The sequence below is a fragment of the Pseudoxanthomonas sp. SE1 genome (genome assembly GCF_029542205.1).
GTDB lineage: Bacteria > Pseudomonadota > Gammaproteobacteria > Xanthomonadales > Xanthomonadaceae > Pseudoxanthomonas_A.
The window spans coordinates 3971280-3995204 of record NZ_CP113783.1 but is presented as its reverse complement, the minus strand read 5'-3'; the positions used below and the strand labels follow the sequence as shown (position 1 = coordinate 3995204).

18 protein-coding genes and 1 pseudogene are annotated in these 23925 nt (G+C 67.8%); 13 read left to right on the top strand and 6 right to left on the bottom strand.

Features of this window, described 5'->3' with window-relative positions; genetic code table 11:
- Positions 1–160: 160 nt before the first annotated feature.
- Both OY559_RS18745 and OY559_RS18740 read left to right on the top strand, forming a co-directional pair.
- The gene (locus OY559_RS18745; protein ID WP_277727801.1) at positions 161–2128 is read left to right on the top strand and encodes a winged helix-turn-helix domain-containing protein; all 1968 of its coding nucleotides are present in this window, start codon (positions 161–163) and stop codon (positions 2126–2128) included.
- Between the two features lie 225 nt (positions 2129–2353).
- Positions 2354–3220, top strand: coding sequence for a protein tonB (locus tag OY559_RS18740; protein WP_277727800.1), 867 nt, complete (start codon positions 2354–2356; stop codon positions 3218–3220).
- Between the two features lie 98 nt (positions 3221–3318).
- On the opposite strand, the gene rho is transcribed toward OY559_RS18740, so the two are convergent.
- Both rho and trxA read right to left on the bottom strand, forming a co-directional pair.
- Positions 3319–5022, bottom strand: a complete 1704-nt coding sequence (gene rho / locus OY559_RS18735; protein WP_277727799.1) for a transcription termination factor Rho — start codon at positions 5020–5022, stop codon at positions 3319–3321.
- A 207-nt stretch (positions 5023–5229) separates the two neighbouring features.
- Positions 5230–5571, bottom strand: a complete 342-nt coding sequence (gene trxA, locus OY559_RS18730) for a thioredoxin TrxA (protein ID WP_055939299.1) — start codon at positions 5569–5571, stop codon at positions 5230–5232.
- Between the two features lie 225 nt (positions 5572–5796).
- Between trxA and rhlB the strand changes: the two genes are divergently transcribed.
- From rhlB to ung, 5 genes are all read left to right on the top strand, one after another.
- Positions 5797–7482 carry an ATP-dependent RNA helicase RhlB gene (gene rhlB, locus OY559_RS18725; RefSeq protein WP_277727798.1) on the top strand — a complete coding sequence of 562 codons (1686 nt, stop codon included), beginning with the start codon at positions 5797–5799 and terminating at the stop codon, positions 7480–7482.
- 103 nt (positions 7483–7585) lie between these two features.
- On the top strand, positions 7586–8272 hold the full coding sequence (gene ftsE / locus OY559_RS18720) for a cell division ATP-binding protein FtsE (protein WP_142125980.1): 687 nt from the start codon (positions 7586–7588) through the stop codon (positions 8270–8272).
- Complete coding sequence (gene ftsX, locus OY559_RS18715) at positions 8269–9213, top strand: permease-like cell division protein FtsX (RefSeq protein ID WP_277727797.1); 945 nt, start codon at positions 8269–8271, stop codon at positions 9211–9213. Before ftsE ends, ftsX begins: the two co-directional genes overlap by 4 nt.
- A gap of 14 nt (positions 9214–9227) precedes the next feature.
- Positions 9228–10067, top strand: coding sequence for a response regulator (locus OY559_RS18710; RefSeq protein ID WP_192202873.1), 840 nt, complete (start codon positions 9228–9230; stop codon positions 10065–10067).
- A gap of 16 nt (positions 10068–10083) precedes the next feature.
- Positions 10084–10791 (top strand): uracil-DNA glycosylase, encoded by a 708-nt coding sequence (ung, locus tag OY559_RS18705; RefSeq protein WP_277727796.1) that lies wholly within the window; start codon positions 10084–10086, stop codon positions 10789–10791.
- Positions 10792–10901: 110 nt separating this feature from the next.
- On the opposite strand, the gene OY559_RS18700 is transcribed toward ung, so the two are convergent.
- Complete coding sequence (locus OY559_RS18700) at positions 10902–11459, bottom strand: DUF2059 domain-containing protein (protein ID WP_277727795.1); 558 nt, start codon at positions 11457–11459, stop codon at positions 10902–10904.
- Between the two features lie 122 nt (positions 11460–11581).
- Here OY559_RS18700 and arfB point away from each other — a divergent pair, with 122 nt between their 5' ends.
- Positions 11582–12016 carry an alternative ribosome rescue aminoacyl-tRNA hydrolase ArfB gene (gene arfB / locus OY559_RS18695; protein WP_277727794.1) on the top strand — a complete coding sequence of 145 codons (435 nt, stop codon included), beginning with the start codon at positions 11582–11584 and terminating at the stop codon, positions 12014–12016.
- A gap of 4 nt (positions 12017–12020) precedes the next feature.
- A complete protein-coding gene (locus tag OY559_RS18690) occupies positions 12021–12617 on the top strand; it encodes a lysophospholipid acyltransferase family protein (RefSeq protein WP_277727793.1) in 597 nt (198 codons plus the stop codon).
- Between the two features lie 69 nt (positions 12618–12686).
- Here the strand turns inward: OY559_RS18690 and OY559_RS18685 are convergent, their stop codons facing one another.
- The 3 genes from OY559_RS18685 to OY559_RS18675 form a co-directional block, all read right to left on the bottom strand.
- The gene (locus tag OY559_RS18685) at positions 12687–15743 is read right to left on the bottom strand and encodes a TonB-dependent receptor (protein ID WP_277727792.1); all 3057 of its coding nucleotides are present in this window, start codon (positions 15741–15743) and stop codon (positions 12687–12689) included.
- Positions 15744–15842: 99 nt separating this feature from the next.
- Entirely contained in the window at positions 15843–16904 is a 1062-nt protein-coding gene (locus tag OY559_RS18680) for a FecR family protein (RefSeq protein ID WP_277727791.1), read from the bottom strand.
- On the bottom strand, positions 16882–17478 hold the full coding sequence (locus OY559_RS18675) for an RNA polymerase sigma factor (protein ID WP_277727790.1): 597 nt from the start codon (positions 17476–17478) through the stop codon (positions 16882–16884). Before OY559_RS18675 ends, OY559_RS18680 begins: the two co-directional genes overlap by 23 nt.
- Before the next feature lie 23 nt (positions 17479–17501).
- On the opposite strand from OY559_RS18675, the pseudogene OY559_RS19760 reads away from it, so the two are divergent.
- From OY559_RS19760 to OY559_RS18655, 4 genes and pseudogenes are all read left to right on the top strand, one after another.
- Positions 17502–18320: pseudogene (locus OY559_RS19760) on the top strand (cyanophycinase); the annotation flags it as partial.
- Positions 18321–18569: 249 nt separating this feature from the next.
- Positions 18570–19550, top strand: coding sequence for an isoaspartyl peptidase/L-asparaginase family protein (locus OY559_RS18665; protein ID WP_277730062.1), 981 nt, complete (start codon positions 18570–18572; stop codon positions 19548–19550).
- A 418-nt stretch (positions 19551–19968) separates the two neighbouring features.
- Positions 19969–21690: a prealbumin-like fold domain-containing protein gene (locus OY559_RS18660; RefSeq protein ID WP_277727789.1), complete on the top strand. Its 1722-nt coding sequence runs from the start codon at positions 19969–19971 to the stop codon at positions 21688–21690.
- A gap of 73 nt (positions 21691–21763) precedes the next feature.
- Positions 21764–23863: a gluconolaconase gene (locus tag OY559_RS18655; RefSeq protein WP_277727788.1), complete on the top strand. Its 2100-nt coding sequence runs from the start codon at positions 21764–21766 to the stop codon at positions 23861–23863.
- Positions 23864–23925 lie beyond the last annotated feature (62 nt).

Below are 23925 nucleotides of genomic sequence, written 5' to 3'. Positions count from 1 at the left end.
TACCGGGTCGCCCCCGGCGCCGACAGCGTCCGGTCATGGCGAGGGGATGTCGTTAGGGGAGTCGCAGGGCGCGATGAGGAAAGCTCAGGAACGGGTGGCCGGCCCGAGCGCGTCGGCACCTATACTGGATCGGGCGGGGCAGGCTCCGCCGGGGGACCGCATGCCGCAAGCTGATCCGAGCCGCCTGGCCTTCGACGACGTGGTCATCGACTTCGTCGGTCGGCGGCTGATGCGTGCGGGCGACGAGCAGCCGCTGGAACCCAAGGCCTTCGCCGTGCTCGCGCTGCTGGCAGGTTCGCCCGGCCGGGTGTTCACCCGGGACGAGCTGCTGGATGCGGTCTGGGGCCATCGCCACGTCACCCAGAGTGTGCTGAACCGGATCATGAGCCTGCTGCGCCAGGCGCTGGACGAGGACGCACAGCACCCGCGCCTGCTGCACACCGTGTACGGCATCGGCTATCGCTTCGACCTGCCCGCCGCGGCCGGCATCGCGGCCGTGTCCGCGGAACCGGAGGGTGCTCCGCGTTGGCGGCAATCCCGGGTCATCGTGTCGGCGTGCGTGCTGCTGCTGACGTTGGGTGGCGTCATCTGGGTGCAGCGGAACGTCTCTCTCGAAGCGCCTGGTGAACCCATCGCAACCCAAGCCCGGCCTTCGCTCGCGGTGCTCCCTTTCGCCGACCTCTCACAAGCGCGCGACCAGGGCTACCTTGCCGACGGCCTGGCCGAAGAGATCCGCAACCAGTTGGCGCAGGCACCTCCGCTGCGGGTCGTCGGGCGCACGTCGAGCGGCGCGTTCAAGGGGAGGAGCGAGGATCTGCGCGCCATCGGCCGAGCCCTTGGCGTGGCCTACCTGCTCGAAGGCAGCGTGCGCCGCGAGGGGAGCCACCTGCGTGTCACCGCGCAGCTGATCCGTGCCGATGATGGCTCCCACCTGTGGTCGAAGACCTACGCGCGCGAACTGCGCGACGTATTCGCCGTACAGGACGAGGTTGCGCGCGATGTGGCACGAGCGCTCAGCGTGAAGCTGGATGTGGCCAGGTTCAACCGTGAGCAGGGCGGCACCACGCAGGTCGACGCTTACGAACGATTCCTGCGCTGGCGCAGCATCGTGATGCGCGAGCAGTTCGACGTCGAACACGATCGCCTGCGCCTGCAGCTCGCGCGCGAGATGGTGGCGCTGGATGCGCAATGCGTGCTGTGCTGGGATGCGCTCGCGGTCTCGCTGAATGCCATGGCAGAGGAACTCGACGACGTGCAGGCCGATCGGTTGCGTGCAGAGGCGTTGCAGATTCGGAACCATATCGCCCGCATCGCGCCTGAGAGCTGGGTGGCCAGGCGCGACCGGTCCAATGCGCTGTGGCGCGAAGGCAGCCGGGCCGAGGCCATCGCGCTGGCCAGGCAGATCACCGATGCCGGACCGTTGACCAAGGAGCGCACGTGGGACTACGCCTACATGCTCTATGCGATGGGCCATCTGGAGGACACCATCGCGCTGGTAGAGCAGGTGCGTGCCACCGAACCCAGGGCCCTGTTCCTGTCGCGCGACCTGCAGTACGACTACACCGCCGCGCGTCGCTATCCGGACGCGGAGGCCGAATACCAGCGCGGTCTTCGGCTGGAGGGCAGCCAGCGCGAGCCGGATTACGTGGCTTTTTTCCGTCAACTCGCGGGGCGGCGGCCTGGAGGGACGCCTGAGCTGCAAGCCCTGCATCGCCGTCTGCTGCGGTACGACGGTCTGGATACGCCATTCTTGCGCGATCTGGGCGAAGTGCTGGACGACCGGGAAGCGATGCTCGTGCTCGTGCGCCGTGCGCTGGCGGACGATGCTTACGCTGGTGGAGTGGAGGTCGCATACACACGCACCAGCGTGGCAGACGCACTGGGGGATGCGGACTTGGCGGTGAGGTCGTTACGCAGGGAACTGGAAGCCCAGCCCGGATTCGAGGACGGCACCATGGCGCAACACGCCTACGTCGCTTTCTGGAACGTGCCGTACTCCGGCACACGCGCGCACCCGGACTTCAAGGCCCTGCTCGTGAAAGCGGGCGTGGTCGATTACTGGCGGCAGACGGGTCGATGGGGCGACGGTTGTGGTCCGGTGGGAGCTGACGATTTCCAGTGCCGATGAGCGCAACCGCCTTTGCTTGGCCGCGCGTTGGCACTTGCACTTGCCTGCCGGGTCGACGTCTCACGGGAGGAGGCGGTCGTCATGGCGCTTCCCGTCCCTCGTCTTGCGCATCGCGAACCTCGAAGCCGATTCCTGACCTCGACCGTGCACGCGTTGGCTCGTGGCGATAATATTCGGCGGAAGGGCCCGGACCGGGCAGCATTTCCACGGATGAGGGAGAGGACGATGAAGCAAGGAGTCATGTGGCGCGCTGCGATCCTGGTTGCCGCCCTGATGCTGGCACAGCCAGCCTTGGCCCAGGGGGCGGCGGCCGTACGCAAGCAGGTGGAGGCCAGCCTGCGGGTGACCGGATCGATCACCATCGCCACCGATGGCAGCGTTGAACGCGTGGAGCTGGATGCGCCGGAAGCGTTGCCGAAGGGCGTCGCGGCGCTCGTCGGCAATCATGTCGCGACATGGCGCTTCGAACCGGTGCTGGTGGATGGCAAGCCACGCCGTGCGCTGACCAAGATGAGTGCGCTGGTGGTGGGCAAGTCGATAGGCGATGGCCAGATGCAGGTGTCCATCCGTGGCGCGGATTTCGGCGACTACACCGCAACTCCCGAGGCCGAGCGCGTTGTTGCGCTCAAGCTCAAGCCGCCCAGCTACCCGGCCGGTCCGGCCCGGGGTGGTGCACAGGGAACGGCCTACCTGCTGGTCAAGGTCGAGCGCGACGGCAGCGTCGGCGAAGTGGCGACCGAGCAGGTCAATCTGCGCATCATCGCCAACGAGGCGCAGATGAACCAGTATCGCGAACGTTTCGCCACCGCCGCGATGGCGGCGGCCCGGACATGGACGTTCACCCCGCCGACCGCAGGCGAGGAGGCAACGCAACCGTACTGGGTGGTGCGTGTGCCAGTGGACTTCACCTTCAGCGGCCAGCAGCGCCAGGGCAAGTGGGAGGTTTACGTACCCGGCCCGCGATCACGTCCGATCTGGGCACCGGATGAAGATCAGCCCGGGTTCGCCCCTGGTGCGCTCGCCGAGGGTGGCGTGCACCTTGCCCGCAACAAGAACAGCCCCCGGTTGCTGACCCCGCTGGATGGCGCCTAGGACGGCGTGACTGCTCTTCACGGCCGATACGCGCGCGAAGGAAGCCAACGAAAAAGCCCCGCATCGCGGGGCTTTTTCTTGTCCGCTGCCGGAGCAGGTCAGCGCTTCATCGAGCTGAAGAACTCGTCGTTGGACTTGGTGTTCTTCATCTTGTCCAACAGGAACTCCATCGCCGCGATCTCGTCCATGGGGTGCAGCAGCTTGCGCAGGATCCAGATCTTCTGCAGCAGTTCCGGTTCGATCAGCAGGTCCTCGCGGCGCGTGCCCGAGCGGTTGATGTCGATGGCCGGGTAGACGCGCTTCTCGGTGATGCGGCGGTTCAGGTGCACTTCGCTGTTGCCGGTGCCCTTGAACTCTTCGTAGATCACTTCGTCCATCTTGCTGCCGGTCTCGACCAGCGCGGTGGCGATGATGGTCAGCGAACCGCCTTCTTCGACATTACGCGCGGCGCCGAAGAAACGCTTTGGACGGTGCAGGGCATTGGCGTCCACGCCGCCGGTCAGTACCTTGCCGGAGCTCGGCACGACGTTGTTGTAGGCGCGGGCCAGGCGGGTGATCGAGTCCAGCATGATCACCACGTCCTTCTTGTGCTCGACCAGGCGCTTGGCGCGCTCGATCACCATCTCAGCGACCTGCACGTGGCGCGCGGCGGGTTCGTCGAAGGTCGAGCTGACCACTTCACCGCGCACGGTGCGCTGCATTTCGGTGACTTCTTCCGGACGCTCGTCCACCAGCAGCACGATCAGGTGCACGTCGGGGTGGTTGGTCGTGATGGCGGTGGCGATCTGCTGCATCATGATCGTCTTGCCCGCCTTGGGCGGCGACACGATCAGCGCGCGCTGGCCCTTGCCCTGCGGTGCCATCAGGTCGAGGATGCGGCCGGCGATGTCTTCCGACGAACCATTGCCACGCTCCAGCGTGAAGCGGCGGCGCGGGAACAGCGGGGTCAGGTTCTCGAACAGCACCTTGTTCTTCGACGCTTCCAGCGGTTCGCCGTTGATCGTGTCGATGGTCGACAGTGCGAAGTAGCGTTCGCCGTCCTTCGGCCAGCGGATGCGGCCGGCCAGATGGTCGCCGGTGCGCAGGTTGAAGCGGCGGATCTGGCTGGGACTGATGTAGACATCGTCCGGGCCGGCCAGATAGCTGGCCTCGGCGGCACGCAGGAAGCCGAAGCCGTCCGGCAGGATTTCCAGCACGCCGTCGGCGGCGACGCCTTCACCGTGGCGGGTCAGCACCTTCAGCAGCGCGAAGATCACGTCCTGCTTGCGGGCGCGGGCGACGCCTTCCTGAATGTTCAGCTGCTCGGCGATGTCCAGCAGCTTCGGTGCAGGCATGCGCTTGAGGTCGCCCAGCGAATACTGCGGAAAGCCCTCCGGCACGTTCGGCATGGCGCGCGGCACGAACGTGTCCTGGCCGCCGCCGTTGCCGTCCTGCGGCATGCCGTCGTTGCCCTGGCGCTCGCGGTTGCGCTCGCGGCGGTTGCGGAAGCGGTCGCGGCGGTTGTTGTTGAAGCGGTTGCCGTCGCGCTGGTCGCCCCCCTCGTGCTGGCCGCCGCCCTGCGCCTGGGGCGCGGGGCCGTCACCGCCGCCGTCCTGGGACGGTGCGGGTGCGGCGGGTGCGCCAGACGCTGCGGGCGCAGGTGCGCGTTCGGTCGCGACGGGCGGCAGCGGAAGCTGCGGGGCCGGATCGGACGCGCGCTCGGTGGGCGCTGCGGCGGTGTCGGCGGTCGGGGTTTTCGGAGTGCGGGCTTTGCGCACGCGCTTCTCGGCGGGAGCGCCGGTTTCGTTGCTGCTGTCGGACAAGTTGCGAATCCTCGCTAGGTGGCGAGCGCCGGCGTTGCGGCGGCGGGTGAGGTGAAGAGTGGGTATTCAGATGGGTGCGGCGCATCCCCTGCGCCGGATTTCGGGTTCGACACTACCACCGGCCCGGGATGGCGGCAAGCTGCGCAGGGGCGGTGGGTTCAAGCGGATTCAGCCTTTGCGCGCCCGCTTGGCGGGGGCGGGGCGGCGTCAGGCTGCCTGGGTGCCCAGGGCCTTGTCGATCATCTGGGTCAGCTGGCCCTTGCCGACAGCGCCGATCTGGGTGGCCTGGATCTGGCCGTCCTTGAACAGCAGCAGCATCGGGATGGAGCGCACGTGGTACTTGATGGCGGTGGCGCGGTTCTCGTCCACGTTCACCTTGGCGACCTTCAGCTTGCCGCCGTAGGTCTCGGCCAATTCGTCGAGCACGGGCGAGATCATCTTGCACGGGCCGCACCATTCGGCCCAGAAATCCACCAGTACGGGTTCGCCTGACTGCAGCACGGCAGCATCGAAATCGGCATCGCCGACGTGGGTCACTTTGTCGCTCACGGGGATCTCCTGCGGGGTCCGCGGCCGGGCGCGGACGGGTTCGGGCCGGGACGGCCACCACTATTGGGGTAAACTGGGGCGTTCCGCGACCTTTTCAAGGTTACCCAGGTGGTCGCGCAACCCGGCACAGGGGGCGCAGTGTGCGACGCCGGTACGGCCGATGCAAGCACACCCACCGCATTCATAAGAGACGCGCGCGGAACACAGCGACGCAAAGAAGAAGGCATGAGCGACAAACCGTTAACCGATATAACTTTCTCTTCGTTCGACCTGCATCCGGCGCTTCTGGCCGGGCTGGAAGCCGCAGGTTTCTCCCGCTGCACGCCCATCCAGGCGATGACGCTTCCGGTTGCCCTCGCGGGCCGCGACGTGGCCGGCCAGGCGCAGACCGGCACCGGCAAGACGCTGGCGTTCCTGGTGGCGGTGATGAACCGCCTGCTGATCCGCCCGGCGCTGGCCGATCGCAAGCCCGAGGATCCGCGCGCGCTGATCCTGGCGCCCACGCGTGAGCTGGCCATCCAGATCCACAAGGATGCCGTGAAGTTCGGCGCCGACCTCGGGCTGCGCTTCGCGCTGGTCTACGGTGGCGTGGACTACGACAAGCAGCGCGAACTGCTGCAGCAGGGCGTGGACGTCATCATCGCCACCCCGGGCCGCCTGATCGACTACGTCAAGCAGCACAAGGTGGTCAGCCTGCACGCCTGCGAGATGTGCGTGCTGGACGAAGCCGACCGCATGTTCGACCTGGGCTTCATCAAGGACATCCGCTTCCTGCTTCGGCGCATGCCCGAGCGCACGACGCGGCAGACGCTGCTGTTCTCGGCCACGCTGTCGCACCGCGTGCTGGAGCTCGCCTACGAGCACATGAACGAGCCCGAGAAGCTCGTCGTCGAGACCGAGTTCATCACCGCGGCCAAGGTACGGCAGAAGCTCTACTACCCGGCCGATGAAGAAAAGATCCCGCTGCTGATCGGCCTGCTGTCGCGCAGTGAAGGCGCGCGCACCATGGTGTTCGTCAACACCAAGGCGTTCGTCGAGCGTGTTGCCCGAGCGCTGGAACGGGCCGGCTACCGCGTTGGCGTGCTGTCCGGCGACGTGCCGCAGAAGAAGCGCGAATCGTTGCTGAAGAAGTTCCAGGCCGGCCAGCTGGAACTGCTGGTGGCCACCGACGTGGCCGCGCGTGGCCTGCATATCGATGGCGTGTCGCACGTGTTCAACTACGATCTGCCGTTCGACGCCGAGGACTACGTGCACCGCATCGGCCGCACCGCGCGCCTCGGCGCCGAGGGCGATGCGATCAGCTTCGCCTGCGAGCGCTATGCGATGTCGCTGCCCGACATCGAGGCCTACATCGAGCAGAAGATCCCGTCCGAGCCGGTCACCGCCGAGCTGCTGACGGCGCTGCCGCGTCCGGAGCGTCCGAAGCCGGCAGCGGGTGAGGGCGATGACGAAGAAGAAAGCGTCAGCCAGATCTTCCGCGAGGCCCGCGAACAGAAGGCGGCGGACGAAGAGCGCCGGGGTGGTGGCCGCAAGCCCGGTGGATCCGGTGGCGCCGGTCGTCGCGACGGTGCTCGCCGCGACGGCCCGCGCTCGGCCGATGGCAAGCCGCGTCCGCCGCGCGCACCGCGTGCGCCACGCCCCGAAGGTGAGGCTGTCGCCGCGGCTGCACCGGCGGCGCGCGTTGCCGAAGTGCCGCGTCCCGAGGCCGCCGCGCTGCCGGAAGGCGAGCGCAAGCCGCGCAAGCGCCGTCGTCGTCGCCATGGCCGTCCGCTCGAGGGGGCCGAAGGTGCCGTGGCGAACGTCGCGCCGGCCGCACCGAAGCCCGCAGCCGCACCGAAGCCCGCCGACGAGAATGCGGGTTTCCTGACGCGCCTCGGACGCAAGATCCGCTCGCTGGTGTCCGGCGGCTGATCCGTCCGCTCGCACGCGTCGTGGAGAAGCCGGGCTTGTCCCGGCTTTTTCTTTGCGCGCCGGCATCGCCAGTGTCTTGATCGGTCCGGCATAATCGACGCACATGAGCGTCCTCCGATTCGAAAACGTCAGCAAGCAATACCCCGGCGGCCATGCGGCGCTGGAGGATGTCAGCTTCGAGGTGGCCGAAGGCGAGATGCTGTTCGTCACCGGCCATTCCGGCGCCGGCAAGAGCACGCTGCTGAAGCTGATCCACCTGAGCGAGCGACCCAGTCGCGGTGCTGTCCTGTTCGCCGGCAAGAACCTTTTGAAGGTGCGTGGCGGCCGCATCCCGCTGCATCGTCGCGAGGTCGGCGCGGTCTACCAGGACCACCGGCTGCTCACCGATCGCACGGTGATGGAGAACGTCTCGTTGCCGCTGATCCTGCGCGGCGATCGCCGTGGCGACATCGGCAAACGCGTGCGGGAAGTACTGGCGCGACTGGGGCTGGGCCATCGCGAGAAGGCGTTGCCCACCCAACTGTCCGCCGGCGAACAGCAGCGCGTCGGCATCGCGCGCGCCATCGTCGCCGAGCCACGCCTGCTGGTGGCGGACGAACCGACCGGCAACCTCGATCCCACGCTGGCGGCGGAGATCATGTCGCTGTTCGCGTCCATGCCCGAGCGCGGTACCAGCGTGCTGGTGGTCAGCCATGACCTGTCGCTGCTCAAGCGCATGAAGAAGCGGGTGCTGATCCTCGACCACGGCAAGCTGGTCGACGACATCTCGCCGGCGGACCTGGCCGAATGAGCGACGCGAAGAACAGCCGTGCGCAGGCGCGCTCCGGGTTCGGCATCTGGCTGGACCAGCATCTCTACAGTTTCGTCTCCAGCCTGGGGCGCACCGTGCGGCGGCCGTGGGCGACGTTGCTCACGATCGGCGTGATGGCGGTGGCGTTCGTGCTGCCGCTGGGCCTGTGGCTGGCGTTGCTGAACGTGGGCCTCTTCGCCGGCGATGTGCAGCAGTCGCGCGAGATCGACCTATTCCTGACCCCGGACACGCCGGTGGCGCGCGCGCAGGCGCTCGCCGAATCGTTGCGTGGGCGCGACGATGTCGCCCGCGTCGAGTTGCGCACGCCCGAACAGGGCCTGGCGGAATTCCGCGAACGCAGTGGTCTGGCGGGTTCGCTGGATCTGCTGGACGGCAATCCCCTGCCTAGCCTGCTGGTCGTGGTGCCCGAGGGCGACGAGGCGCGACTGATCGCCGCGCTGGAGGCGCTGCCGGAAACCGACCTGCTGCAGCACGATGCGGCCTGGCGTGAGCGGCTCAGCGGCTGGATGGGTTTCGGCAAGCGGCTGGTATGGGTACTCGCCGCGCTGTTCGGCCTGGGCGCCCTGCTGGTGGTCGGCAATACGGTGCGCCTGGACATCCAGTCGCGGCGCGAGGAAATCGGCGTGCTGCAACTGCTGGGCGCCAGCGATGGCTTCATCCGCCGGCCTTTCGTGTACCTGGGCGCCTGGTACGGCCTGGCCGCCGGTGCGCTGGCGCTGGGCCTGCTGACGCTGGCGGCGCTGGCACTGCGTGATCCGCTGGCGGCACTGGCGCGGAGTTACGGCAGTCCGTTCGTGCTGGTCGGGCTGGACCCGGTCGGTGCGACGGCCGTCGTGCTGGCGGCTACGGTGATCGGCTGGGTGGGGGCATGGCTGGTGACTGGCCACTTCTTGCGTCAGACTCGACCGACTGAAACCTGAGATTCCTCACCTTCATGGCCCAAGAGCTCCGGCACCTGATCAGCGACGCGCCCCGCGTGATGGTGGTGGACGGGTCCAAGCTGGTCCGCAAGCTGATTGCCGACGTGCTGCAGCGCGAGCTGCCGGGGGTGCAGGTGATCGGCTGCTCCAGCGTCGCCGAGGCCCGTAACGCTCTGGCGGGCGGCGAGGTGCATCTGGTGACCACGGCGCTCGCCTTGCCTGATGGCGACGGACTGGAGATCGCGCGCAGTGTCCGCGAGGCGGCAGGGCAGGCCTACGTGCCGGTGATCGTGGTCTCAGGCGATGCCCAGCAACATCTGGAAGAGCGTCGCTTCACCGAATTCGTCACCGATTACTTCGACAAGTCGCTCGGGCATGAGGCGCTGGCCACCTTCATCCGTGGCTACGTGCAGCCCGAACCGATCGTGGGCGCGACCATCCTGTACATCGAGGACAGCCGCGTCGTCGCCGAGACCACGCGGCGCATGCTGGAGCGCCAGTCGCTCAACGTGGTGCACGTGCTGAAGGCGGAAGACGCATTCGCGCTGCTCACGGCGGAATCCCTGGGCCTGTCGACGCACAAGTTCGACCTGGTGCTCACCGACGTGATCCTGAAGGGCGAGTTGAGCGGGCGCGACATCGTGCAGCGCATCCGCGTGGACTTCGCCTACGGCAAGCGGCGGTTGCCGATCCTGGTGATGACCGGTGACAGCAACCGCGACAACCAGGCCGAATTGTTGCAGGCCGGCGCCAACGATCTGGTACTGAAACCCATCGCCGAACGTCTGCTGGTGACCAAGGTGTTGTTCCAGCTTCGCCTGGCGCGCATGGACGAATCGCGCAGCCTGGTCTGAGCCGCACGCGACACGCATGACCGACGACGACCGCATCAAGCTGGAGCCTTCGTGGAAGGCGCACACCGGCGACTGGCTGCAGCGGCCGGACATGCGCGATCTGTCGGCCTTCCTGCGCCAGCGCAAGGCGGCCGGCGCGCGTATCTATCCGCCGGGGCCGCAGATCTTCGCCGCGTTCGATGCCACGCCGTTCGATGCGGTGAAGGTGGTGATCCTCGGGCAGGACCCGTACCACGGGCCCGGCCAGGCGCATGGCCTGTGCTTCTCGGTGCTGCCGGGCGTGCCGGTGCCGCCGTCGCTGGTGAACATCTACAAGGAAATCAACACCGACCTCGGTATTCCGCCGCCCGATCACGGCTGCCTGCTGCCGTGGGCACGCCAGGGCGTGCTGCTGCTCAATGCCGTGCTGACGGTGGAAGAAGGCCGGGCCGGCGCCCACCAGGGCAAAGGCTGGGAAGGCTTCACCGACCACGCCATCGAGACGCTGGCGCGCGAGCGCGAAGGTCTGGTGTTCCTGCTGTGGGGCAGCTATGCGCAGGCCAAGGGCAAGGTGATCGACACGCGCCGCCATCGCGTCCTGCGCGCGCCACACCCTTCGCCGTTGTCGGCGCATCGCGGCTTCCTGGGGTGCGGGCATTTCTCGGCGACCAATCAGTACCTCGCGCAACGCGGGCAGGCACCCATCGACTGGCGGTTGCCGCCGCGCGCCCAACTGGTGCTTTGAAGCGGACGTGGGCCTTTGTAGGAGCGGGCCATGCCCGCGATGCTCTTCGATCGGATCGCGCAAAAGCATCGCGGGCATGGCCCGCTCCTACATTCGCGTTTCCCGTGCGGTCAGCGCGTGCGGCGGCGCTTCTGCGGCGGAGAGACCGGAGGCGGCGGGGTGACCGGGATGTTCTTGATCTCGGCCTGCAGCTCTTCCAGCATCGGCACCATCTTCTGCTGCACGGCCGACATGATGTTCTGCATCAGGGCCGGGTTCTTGTCGAGCATGCGCTGGCCGGCGGCGCTTTCGTAGAATTTGGTGATCGCACGCACGTCTTCGCGCGTGTAGGTCTTCTTGTAGACGTCCAGGTATACCGGCCGCATCTCTTCCCACGACAGCGTCCTGCGGATGATTTCCTGCGTCTTGGCCTGGATCCGGGTGACTTCGGCCTTCTGTTCCCCGGTCATTTCCTTGCCGGCGAAATGCTTGTCGAACTCCTGCTGCTGCACCGCTTCCATCTGGGGGATCATCCCGGCCAGCAGGCTTTCGGCGCGCGACGCCTTGAGCAGGCGGTCGACGTCGGCATCGGTGGGTTCGGCCGCGAAGGCCGGCGCGGATGCCGCCAGGGCGAGGGTGAGCAGGAGGCGCAGCAGGGCACGGGCCGTGATCGACGGGAAGTAGGACATGCGGCGTGGACGGCGGGAACGGGGTCGTAGGGTGCCTGCGCAGGAGTAAATCTGGTGTTAATCGTCGGCCAATCCACGCGCTTGCACTGCGAACGGACACGCATCCTGACTACAATCCGCACATGGGGAGCACCGCACTCGAGATCACGCCGACGCTGGCGATTCCGGACGACGAACTGGTCGAGCGCTTCGTGCGCGCGAGTGGCGCGGGCGGCCAGAACGTGAACAAGGTGTCCACTGCCGTGGAGCTGCGCTTCGACGTGGCCGGCTCGCCGTCGCTGCCCGAGGCGCTGCGTGAGCGCCTGCTGGCCAAGCGCGACCGCCGGCTGACGGACGAGGGCGTGCTGGTCATCGATGCGCAGCGCTTCCGCACCCAGGATCGCAACCGCCAGGATGCGCGTGAGCGGCTGGCCGCCATCATTGCCGCTGCGCTGGTGGTGCCGAAGAAACGCGTGGCCACCAAGCCTTCGCGTGCCGCCAAGGCGCGTCGGCTGGATGCCAAGCGCGAGCGCAGCCATATCAAGCGCGGCCGCTCGCAGAAGAACCAATGGGAGTAATTGTTTGAGCGATGACATCATTCCGCGCATTCCACCCAACATGCCGCAGGTGCCGCCGAACCGGTTCACCCGCTGGCTGGGCCGCACGTTCCTGCGCACCTTCGGCTGGAAGGTGACCGGCACGCTGCCGGACATTCCGCGGCTGGTGATGATCGTGGCGCCGCATTCGTCCAACTGGGACGGCATCTGGGGGATGGCGGCGAAGATCGCCATGGGCTTCCAGGTGCGTGTGCTCGGCAAGGCGCAACTGTTCTGGTGGCCGCTGTCGCCCCTGCTACGCAAGCTGGGCGTGGTCCCGTTGGATCGCAGCTCACCGCAGGGCACTGTGGAGCAGGCCGTGCGCATGCTGCGGCAATCCGAGAAGATGTGGTTCGCTCTGACGCCGGAAGGCACGCGCAAGCGCGTGGACAAGTGGAAGGGCGGCTTCCTGAAGATCGCCCACCAGGCGCAGGTGCCGATCCTGATGGCGTACTTCCACTACCCGGAAAAGACCATCGGCATCGGCGACGTGTACTACCCCACCGGCAACATGGACATCGACATGGCCGCGATCCGCGACTGGTACCGGCCGTGGCAGGGCAAGAATCGCGGGACGGTGTGACCGACCCGTACCTGAAAACAGGAAGCCCGCCGGAAGGCGGGCTTCCTGTTGTTGCCGTACTGGAGGAGCTTAAAGCGCGCTGCCACCGAACTTGTGGGTGTACTGCAGGTAGAAGCTGCGGCCCTCGGTGTCGAACCACGAGATGTCGTAGTAAGGATACGAGGTGTAGGTCGGATCGACCGGCGGCGCCTTGTCGAACAGGTTGACCACGGACAACGAGATCTGCGAGTGGTCGGTGAAGCGGAACTGCACATTCGCGTTGTAACGGTAGGTTGCGCCGATCTTCGGGCCCGGATCGCCTTCCTCCCACACCTCATCGTAGGACCAGCCGTTGGGCAGGCTTCCCAAGCGACGGCCCTGGATGGCGGCGCTCCATGCGTTCTTCTCCCACGACAGGCGCAGGCTGGCCTTGGTTCGCGGGATGTCGTAGCCGCTGTTGATGGCGAACATGTCCACGACCGCTTCATCCGGATACTCCTGGATGTCGTGCTTCTCCACCCAGGTGTAGCTGCCGGTCAGACGGAACAGGCCTATGCCGGTGTCCAGCTTGAGATTGGCCGTGGCGTCGATGCCGCTGGTCTTCTCCTGCGCGATGTTGATCGGGTTGACGTGTACGCCGTAGATGGCGCCGGTCTGCGTGCGCGTCACGCGGGCCAGCATGTCGATGCAGGTATCGGACGTCGCGACCGCGCCATTCAGGCCCAGCCGGCAATCCCGCTCCCAGCGCATGACTTCGTTCGCGCGAAGGTCCTGTACCTGGTTGCGCATGTCGATGTTGAAGTAGTCCAGCGACAGGTCCAGCCACGGCGCGGGTGACCAGACGAGGCCGGCGGTCCAGGAATCGCTGGTCTCCGGCTCCAGGTCCTTGTTGCCGACGCGGCTGCGGATGATGCCTTCGCTGCCGTAGCTGCAGTCGTCGTAACTCTCGGCATCCGGCTCTTCCGTGTCGCAGCGGTAGAAATCGGTGACCGAGGTTTCATCGTTGCCCGGGCCCGTGAACACGTAGTGCAGGTCGGGCGCACGGAACGCGGTGCCGTAGGAGCCGCGCACGAGCAGGCTGTCGACGGGACGCCACTCCAGGCCGGCGCTCCAGGTGAACTTGTTCGGATCGCGGCCGGCGAAGCGGTACTGGTCGAAGCGGCCGGCGACGCTCAGGTTCAGGCTGTCGAGCAGCGGCATGCGAAGTTCGCCTGCCACCGCCCAGCGGTTGCGGCTGCCCTTTCCGTCCGAATCCTTCCAGCTGTAGTAGTAGTACTGCGTCGCCAGCGGGTCGGGTTTCAGGTCGTAGGACTGGCGACCGAGTTCGGCGGTGGCCGCGAATCCTGCATCGCCGCCGGGCAGCGAGAATAGCGAGGCGTTCGTCAGCGTGAACGACAGCGACTGCGTTTCGGATTCGGGCTTGTAGGTGGTACGGGCGAAGATGCTGTCGTACTCGGCACGCGTCAGCGGCGTGTACATGCGTTCGTGGGGCGCGTCGTAGATCGGATAGCCGTCTTCGTCATAGCCGAGCTGCGGTCCGAGGAACAGGTCGTTGGCGCGCGCGGCGATGATCTGCGGCCAGCTGATTTCGGCCCGGTACTGCGAATGGCTCAGTGCGGCTTCGTAGTCCCAGTTGCTGCCGAAGCTGCCGGAAAAGCCGGTGGTGACGCCGAAGGTCTTCTGGACGGTGTTGACCATGCCATTGCGCAGGCCGCCCATCTCTTCGACGGTGAACTGGCGTTGCCAGTACTCGAGCTGCTCGGTGTTCTGGTTGTAGAAGTAGTCCCACTCGGTGCCGTCTTCCGTCATCAACGCCCAGCTGCGTGGTGCGCGGAACAGCGACAGTTCGTGGCGGCCGGCCTGCACGTCGGCGAACCAGCGCGTGCCATTGCCGAACTCGTAGTTGAACGTGGCGTAGGTGTTCACGCCTTCGCGCTTGCTGATCATGGTGCGGTAGGCCACCGCACGGTCGCTGCCGCAGTAGTAGCCGTAGTTGCGGCGATTGGCGTAGTGCATCGTGCCTTCGTTGAGGTTCGACAGGCTGTCGCAGGTCTCCTCGCCCGGATCGATGTAGTCGTCCCACCAGTCGGTGATCAGGAAGTTGCGCGGCGGATAGCCATAGCGGGTCGGATTGGGCGCGTCGTAGCTGGAGTCCTGTTGCGCGCGCTGATAGCCCCACAGTGGACTCTGGTCGCGATACTCCATGCCCAGAACGGCATCGAAATTTCCGCGCGAGAATCCGCCGGAGATGTTGAGGCGCATCGATTCCGCGTCGCCGCGTTCGGTCTGTCCGTAGCGATAGTCGACGGTGATGCCGTCCGCTTCCTTCTTGAGGATGAAGTTGACCACGCCGGAGATCGCGTCCGAGCCGTAGATCGCTGACGCGCTGCCGGTCAGTACCTCGATGCGTTCGATCATGCCAAGCGGCAGGCTGGAGATGTCGGTGAAATTGCTGCGGCCTCCGAAAGGCAGCGGGAAGTCTGCGATGCGACGACCGTTGACCAGCACCAGGGTGTGGTTCGGGCCCAGGCCACGCAGGTCGACCTGCTGTGCGCCGGGGGAAAAGTCCGCACCGCCGGCCGATTGCTGGCTCTGGGTCTCGCCGCCGTTCTGAGTCAACGACTGCAGCACATCGGGAACGCTGGTGAAACCGCCTGCCTTGATGTCCTCCGCGGTCACCACGGTGATCGGTGCCGGTCCCTCGATCTGCGCGCGGGGGATGCGCGAGCCGGTGACCTGCAGGGTTTCCAGCTGGGTCACGGGTTCCTCGACCTGTGCGGCGCCTCCGCCCGGAGGTGTTTCCTGCGGCGCCGGGCGCGGTGGCGGTGCGCGGCGCGGAGTAGGGTCGGCCTGCACGATCAGCACCGCGCCGGATGCATCGCGTTTTGCCTGGAAACCACTGCCCTGCAGCAGGCGGTCCAGCGCCTGGTCGGTCGACGTGGCGCCCTGCACCCCGCTGGTGCGCCGGCCCTTCAGCTGATCGGCGCGATAGACAAGTTGCGTGCCGGATTGCTTGGCCAGCGTGTTGAGCGCTGCCGTCAGTTCGCCCGCAGGCAGATCGATGCGGCCTGGGGCCGCCTGGGCCTGCGCGGCGAGCGCCGCGCTACAGGCCATGCTCAACAGCAGGACGCGCACTGGGTACTGCATCGACGACTCTCCCCGTGGTGCTCGGAATGGCACCTCTCGCTATCAGGACGAACGAGCCGCGCAAATCCCCCCATGACCTTCGTCGTGGCGTGCGTGGCCCTAGCGTGTGTGCAGCACGATGCGGTCCGGGTGCCGTTCGGCGCGCACCGGGAATCCCTGTTCCAGCAGATGCGCGAAGCCGTCGGCATTGGACCAGCGGAAGTTGCCGCCCACGCGCAGGCCGGCGACGGCGTCGTCGCCCAGCTCCAGCTTGCGCGTGTTGAAGCGGTTGAACTCGGCCGCGGCCTCCGCCAGCGAGGTGTCGTCGAAGGTCAGGAAACCCTCGCGCCACTCCAGGTAACGCTCCGCATCGGCCACCGGCAGCGAACGCACCAGCACGCCATTGCGGCCGGCGGTCGCCACGCTGCCGGCCGGCAGCAGCGCAACCGGCTGCGCACGGCCGTCGGCGCCGGCGCGGCTTTCCAGGCGCACCTTGCCTTCGGTCACCACCACGCGCACCGCATCGGCATCGCGTCGCACGGAAAAGCGCGTGCCCACGGCCGCCACGCGGCGGCCTTCCGTTTCCACCACGAACGGGCGCCGCGTATCGCGGGCCACATCGAAGAAGGCTTCACCCTGCACCAGGGCGAGGTGCCGCTCGCTGCGGCTGATGCGCAGCTCCAGCCGGCTGCCGCTGCTCAGCGTGGCGGTGGAGCCGTCAGGCAGCGTCACGGTCTGTATCTGCCCAACCGCACTGGCGTAGGTGCCGTGTTCGCGACCGGTCATCTGCCAGCCGCCCCAGACGGCCGAGCCCAGCGCCACGACCGCCAGCGCGGCCGCCATGCCATGCCGCCATCCGCCGCGCCGCGCCCGGTCGTCCCGGTAGCGTGGCGCGAAGGCGACGCCCCGAAGGTCGGGAACCTGGTCGGGTGATCCTTCCGGCATGCGTGTAGCGGACCAGGCGCGAGGCGGCGGCGAACCCGCAGGCAGCCCCGCCGCCAACGCCTGCAGGCGACCGGCTTCACGCCACGCCGATTCTAGCCTCAGCCACGCCACCTTGTGCTGCGCGGACGCGGCCAGCCAGGCATCCAGCGCATGCTGGTCCTGCGCGCTCCAGTCATCGCCATCGCGACGGACCAGCCAGTCGGCCGCAGCTTCTTCAATCCGTCTGCTGTCGGTCATGTCCGTCGTCCTCGTCCATGACGGGCCGGGCAGCCGTTCGTGCGGCCGGTCCATGCACGGCGTCGCCGCCGTACAGGTGGTCGGCGAGCAGGCGCATCCCCTTGGCCAGATGTTTTTCCACTGTCTTCTCGCTGATGCCCAGTTGCCGGGCGACGTCCTTCTGCGGCAGTTCCTCCACCCGCCGCAGCCACACCACTTCGCGGCAACGGTCGGGAAGCCGGTCCAGGGCCTCGACCATGCGCTTGAGCGCCTGTCGGGTCCCGGTCCACCGCTCCGGCGACACCTCATCGATCAGGTAGACGTTCGAGGACTCGAAATCACCCACCGACTCGATCGACACCACCCGGCTGCGGCGCAGGCGGTCGGTCATCAGGTGGCGGGCGGTGGCGAACAGGAAGGCCTTCGGCGCGTCCGGCCGCGTGCGTGCCGCCGCCTCGTAGACCCGCGCGTAGGCCTCCTGCCGCAGGTCGTGCCATTCGTCGCGATGGGGCCAGGCACGCTGCAGGAACAGCACCAGCGCCCGTTCGTGGACGAGCACCTCGCGGATGAACCAGTCGTCCAGTTCGGTGGGCATGACCGCACTCTAGCCGATCGCACATGCCGTACGCGCGGTCCGCCCGGATGGGGGGAAGTGCGCGCCGGTTCGTCTCTCCTTGGCATCGGTGCGTGGCATCCTGCCGCCACCTTCGACGTGGGAGTGGCGGCATGGTGTCTGTCTTTGGTGCGATGCGACGTGGCGTGGTGTGCATGCTGGCGCTGGCCTTGTCGTTGCCTGCGCTGGCGGGCAAGCCGGCGCATTACGTACTGGGCGACACCGGCGCGAAGACCCCCGGGAAGGTGCAGCCGGGCCTGCTGCTGATGGGCGGCGGCGACCGCAACTTCGACGCGCTGCGCTGGTTCATGCGGAAGGCGGGCAACGGCCACATCGTGGTGCTGCGGGCATCGCAGGCCGGCGAGATCGGCGAGGAATTCTTCAACGAAGTGGGCGGCATCGCGTCGGTGGAAACGTTCGTCTTCAGCGACCGGGACGCGGCGACGGATCCCGCCATGCTGCGCAGCCTGAAGCGCGCCGATGGCATCTTCCTGGCGGGCGGCGACCAGTCGCGCTACGTGCGCTACTGGCGTGGCACCCCGGTGGGCGATGCGCTGGACGCGCACGTGCGCGCGGGCAAGCCGCTCGGCGGCACCAGCGCCGGGCTCGCGATGCAGGGCGAATATCTCTATGGCGCGATGGATGGCGGCAGCCAGATCAGCCCGCGCGCGCTGGCCGATCCGCTCGGTCCGGACAACACCATCGAGACGGATTTCCTGCACCTGGCGTTGCTGAAGGGCGTCATCACCGACACGCACTTCAGCGAACGCAACCGCCTCGGCCGCCTGATTGCGTTCGTCGCCAAGGCCGAAGCGATGGCGCAGCGTCCGCTTGTCGGCCTGGGCGTGGATGAAGACGCCGCGGTTGCCGTGGAAGGCGATGGCAGCGCGCGCGTCTATGCGACCGCGCCCGGTGCCGGCGCGACGGTGGTGAAGGGTGGCTTCGCGCAGAAGCAGGTCGAAGACGAGGCGATGAACCTCGATCGCGTCGAGACCGTGATCGCCGGTGTCGGCTCCGTGCTGCATCTGCCCAGCGGCCGCGTCGAGAAGCCCGCCGCCGAACGCCAGTACGCCGTGCGCGACGGCGTGCTGGTGGCGGTGGCGTCGCCGGTACTGGTGATCCACGGCGGTGCGGGCGTCGAGCGTGCCGGGATGACGCCGGCCGAGGAAGACGCCGCACGCACCGCGCTGGAAGCCGCGCTGCGTGCCGGCCATGCGCAACTGGAGAGCGGCAAGCCAGCGCTGGACGCCGTGACCGCCGCCATCGCCGTGCTGGAAGACGCGCCGCAGTTCAATGCGGGCCGCGGCGCGGTGTTCACCCACGACGGCAGGAACGAACTCGATTCCTCGATCATGGACGGCGCCACCGGCAAGGCGGGCGCGGTCGCCGGTGTGCACCGGGTCAAGAATCCGATCACGCTGGCGCGCGCGGTGATGGAAAAATCGCGCCACGTGATGATGGTCGGCGGCGGCGCGGAAGCTTTCGCGAAGGAGCAGGGCATCGCGCTCGTCGACCCGTCGTACTTCCGCACCGAAAAGCGCTGGCAGCAGTTGCAGAAGGCACTGCAGGAAGAAGCGCAGGCGCAGGCGAGCAATACGCCGCTGGCGTTGCCGGGCAAGGCCTACTTCGGCACGGTCGGCGCCCTGGCACTGGATGCGAAGGGACAACTGGCTGCGGGCACGTCCACCGGCGGCATGACCAACAAGCGCTACGGTCGCGTGGGCGACGCACCCATCATCGGTGCAGGCACCTGGGCCGACGACCGTTGCGCGGTTTCCGGTACCGGCTGGGGGGAGTACTACATCCGTGCGGCGGCCGCGCACGAGATCTGCGCGCGCGTGCGCCTGTCCGGGCAGGGCATCGCCCGCGCGGCCGGGGGGGTGATCAACGGCGACATTCCCAAGGCCGGCGGCGACGGCGGCGCGATCGCCCTCGGCGCCGACGGCAGCATCGCGTTCCCGTTCAACACCGAAGGCATGTACCGCGGCTGGATCGGCGCCGACGGCGTGCCGCACGTCGCCATCTACAAGGAAGACCCGTTGCCTGTGCGCTGAGGCGGCGGCTGGACTCCAAGGGGCGCGCTGGGGTTGGCGATGATGCGGGTTGATCGAGGCGTCGGAGCGAGCATTGCAGCCTATCGTGACGGACGGGTCCGCACGGTCGCGCCGAGCCTGTTTCCCGTGCCGGGTGCCCCGCCATGTCAGGGGGCGCCATCCTCATCTGACGAGGGGAAGGGTGCGGTCGGCTGAACGTTTTTCCTTCCGCAGACCCCCTTGGGGGGGGCGATAACGTGACGTATTGCTCAAAAGCGTGAGATGTAAGCTAAGATACGGATCACATTTGTGAGTGGCCCCTCCATAGCCTGGAAGGCGTCTTGGGTCACCGCGTCAAACGGGGCAAGCGTAAGGCCGTTGAATCCACAGGCCTGGGGAGCGCCTCTCCAACAGATCGTGTCAGGGGATCCGTTCGTCGATGTCGTACCACGCTATTGATGGCCAGCGCCCGAGCGGCGCCTTTTTCGCGCGTCTGTCGTCTTCCACCGCTGTCCGGGCCCGCCGCTGGCGCCGCCGCGCGGAGCAGGCCGGGTTGCTGTTCGCCGGCATCCTGGCGGCCGGTTCGGCCCTGGCACTGATTACCGGCGCCTGGACGACCAACGGATCGGCGTCGGCCACCACCACGCTCAACGGCATCAGTGTCGTGTGGACGGGCACCTCGGACGATCCATATGCCAACGGCACCTTCAACGGGACGAACGGCGGCCGCTGGACCGACCCCTATGGCGGTACGGTGAATGGGGGGGCTTCGCTGACGTTGCTGCACGAAGTCAGCAGCCGCAACTACACCATCACCTTCAGCAAGCCGGTGGACAACCCGGTGCTGCACATCGACCGCCTGGGCGGCGCGATCGGCTCCGATCCCAACAGCTCGCGATGGACGTTGAACAGTTCGGTCTCGCAGGGCGGGACCGTCTCGCTGACGCGGCTCAGCGGCAATCCGCAGTTCCTGGTGAACGGCAGCACCTTCGTGCGCGAGACCGGTGATGGGTTCTCGGGCGAAGCCGATGCGGAATGCCGCGCGGGCAACACGGCCTCCATCGCGCGTGGCACGGCCTGTGGTTCGATCCGTTTCAATGGCACGGGCATCACCAGCCTGACGTTCAACGTGGGACTGCAGGGACCGACCGGAGGCGATCAGCTGGAACTGCGCTGGAGCCTTGAGGGTTCCCGCGTGATCGTGCGCAAGCAGTCCGCGGGCGGCACCGGCACCTTCGGCATCACCGCCAGCAATGCGTTGTCGCAGACGTCCAACCTGACCACCACGGCGCAGAATTCGCCGGTGGCGTCGGCGACCTATCCGGTCACCAACCACGCGGCCGCGATCACGCTGACCGAGTCCAGCGTCCCCGCCGGCTATGTGCTCACGTCCGGCGCCTGTACGGACCAGAGCGGTGCCGCCGTGAGCGCCACCGTCGACACGGCGACCCGGCAGATCACCATTCCCGCCGCGAACTACCGCGCCAACCAGACCATCACCTGCACGCTGACCAACAGTGCGCAGGCCACGCTGGCCCTTGCGAAGACGTGGGTCAACGCGGCGATCAACGATACCGCCGCGCTATCGGCGACCGGGGGCGCCACCAACGCCACGCTGTCGTCCACCGCCAACAGTGCATCGGAAACCGACACCGGAGCCGCCGTGCAGGTGGTGCCGGGCAACGTCATCACCCTGGGCGAAACCCTGGGTGCGGGCAACGCGCGCACCTACACCCCGGGTGCGTGGAGCTGCACCGGAGGCAGTCTCAGCGGCAACACGCTGACCCTGACCAGCGCGCATGCGGGCCAGGCCATCGTCTGCACGATCACCAACACCGCGCGCGTGACCGACCTGTCGGTGGTGAAATCCACCGCTTCCGGCCCCTCCCTCAGCGGAGCGCTGCGGAACTTCACCGTGACCGTGTCGAACGCAGGCCCCAGTGCGGCGGATGGTGCGCTGGTAAGCGATACGCCCGGCGGTGGCCTGAGCTGCCCGGCCGCGGGCAATCCCATCACCTGCAGCGCCAGTGGCGGCGCGGCGTGTCCGGGCGCTGCGGCGCTTCCCAACCTGGTAAGTGGTGGCGTGGCCGTACCTGTGCTGCCTGCCGGAGGGCTGGTGACCTTCATCGTGCCTTGCCAGGTGACGGCGACGGGGCTGTAGGCTTCGGCGGCGCGCTTCCAAAGCGTGCGTCGAATCTCCATCATGCGGCGTCCTTCTCCCGCCTCCTGATGCAATGAGTCGTACTGCCTGGCTATGGGTAGTGGTAGTGCTCACCACCGCTGCCCTCGCCGCCACCTTCCTGTTCACCCCCCGCTTCCCGGTCCCGGTGCCCGATTCCGGCCCGCCAGCCACCCCGTTCGGCTGGCCCGGCCAGCTGTCGCTGGCGGCAGGCGATGGCGTGCGCGGCCTGCGGGATGGCGCGGGGCTGCAGGCCCGCTTCGACGACCCCTGGGGCATCGTGGTGATGGAGGACGGCACGCGTTATGTCGCCGATGCGGGCGACAACAACCGCATCCGCCGCATTGCCGCCGACGGCACCGTCACCACACTGGCGGGCGGGCGCGAGGGGTTCGCCGATGGCACCGGTCCGGCTGCCGCCTTCCACACGCCGTCGGCGTTGGCGCGCGACGATGCAGGCAATCTCTACGTGGCCGACACCGGCAACCATGCCATCCGCAAGGTCACGCCACAGGGCGTGGTGACCACGGTCGCGGGCACGGGTGAAGCCGGCTACCGCGACGGACCTGCGCAGCAGGCACAGTTCAATGGCCCCATCGGCGTGGCGGTGGACGGCAGCGGTCGCATCTATGTGGCCGACACCTACAACGACCGCATCCGCTTGATCTCGCGCGAAGGCAACGTCACCACGCTGGCGGGCGGAGAACATCCCGGATTCCTCGACGGTTCGGGAGCGGAGGCGCGGTTCGACACGCCGACCGGCATCGCGGTCGATGCGACCGGCGTGGCCTGGGTGGCCGATCTCCGCAACAATGCCATCCGCCGGATCGGGCCGCAGGGTGGCGTCAGTACGCTGCCGATGCAGCAGGACCTGCCGGCGCTGGCCGGCCCGCGTCGGCCCCTGAGCCTCGCGTTGACGCACGATGGCCAGTTGTACGTCGGCGAGATGTACAGCGGGCGCGTCATGCAGGTGATGCGCGACGGTCGCTGGCATGCGCTGGCGGGGCATGTATCGGACCAGCGCCTGTCGCGCACGGCCGGCCTGGCCGTCGATGCTTCCGGCGACGTGCACTTCACCGACGCGGGAAGCCATCGCGTGCATCGCATCACGCCACTCGCGACGGGTGCAGTGCCGATGCCGGCGACCGTGGGGCCTTCGGCGGACGATCCACTGCCGGAGACGGCGGGCCGCTGGCCACTGCAGCCGCAGGACGCGTGGCACGAAGTGGTGGGCACGCTGGGCGAAGTCCGGGGCGACTACGAAGGCGAGAGCCGCCACCATCTGCACGGTGGCCTCGACATCCGTGGCGACGTGGGCGCCACCGTGTTGGCCATCGCCGACGGCAAGGTCAGCAGTCCGTCCGCGGCGTGGGGCTTCGATGGCCTGGGCGAAGGGCTTGGCGTGGGCCCGCTGGACTACATCCACATGAAGGTGGGGCGCACGCCGCGCGGCGACCTGCTCGATCCGGCTCGCTTCCAACTGCTGCGGGATCTCAGCGGCGATCCCGGCCGCATCCGCGTACGCCGCGGCACCCGTTTCGCTGCCGGCGACGCGCTGGGAACGATCAACCGCATGGCGCACGTGCATCTCTCGATCGGGCCGTCGGGCTACGAACGCAATGCCATCGCGCTCGGGTTCACCGGTTTCACCGATGCGTACCCGCCGCGCATCGACGACGTCGCACTGTTCGACACGCTCGACCAACCCATCGACCAGCATCAGGACGGCCGTGTGGTGGTGCCGCGCGAACTGCAGGGCGTGCGCATCGTCGTGGACGCCTGGGACCAGGTGGATCGCAACCTGCCGCGGCGCCGCCTGGGCCTGTATGCGTTGGGTTACCAGGTGCTGCATGACGACGGCACGCCGGTGGTCGGCTTCGAGGCGCCGCGCATGACGCTCGACTTCCAGCGCCTGCCGTCCGATGACGCGGTGCAGGTCGCCTACGCGCCGGGCAGCGGCATCACCGTGCATGGCAGCGCCGTGACACGGTTCAAGTACAGCGTGACCAATACCGTGCGCGATGGCGCCTGGGGCGAAGGCGCGTGGCACGCAGGCGAACTGCCGCCGGGCGACTACCTGCTGCGCATCACCGCGCGCGACTACAGCGGCAACGAGGCGCAGGGCCGTCGCGACCTGAAGCTGCGCCTCCAGTAGGCGGCGTCCCGACCCGCCGTCGTCGGTCGCGCAAGATCGTGTCGATCCGCGCCATGCCCATT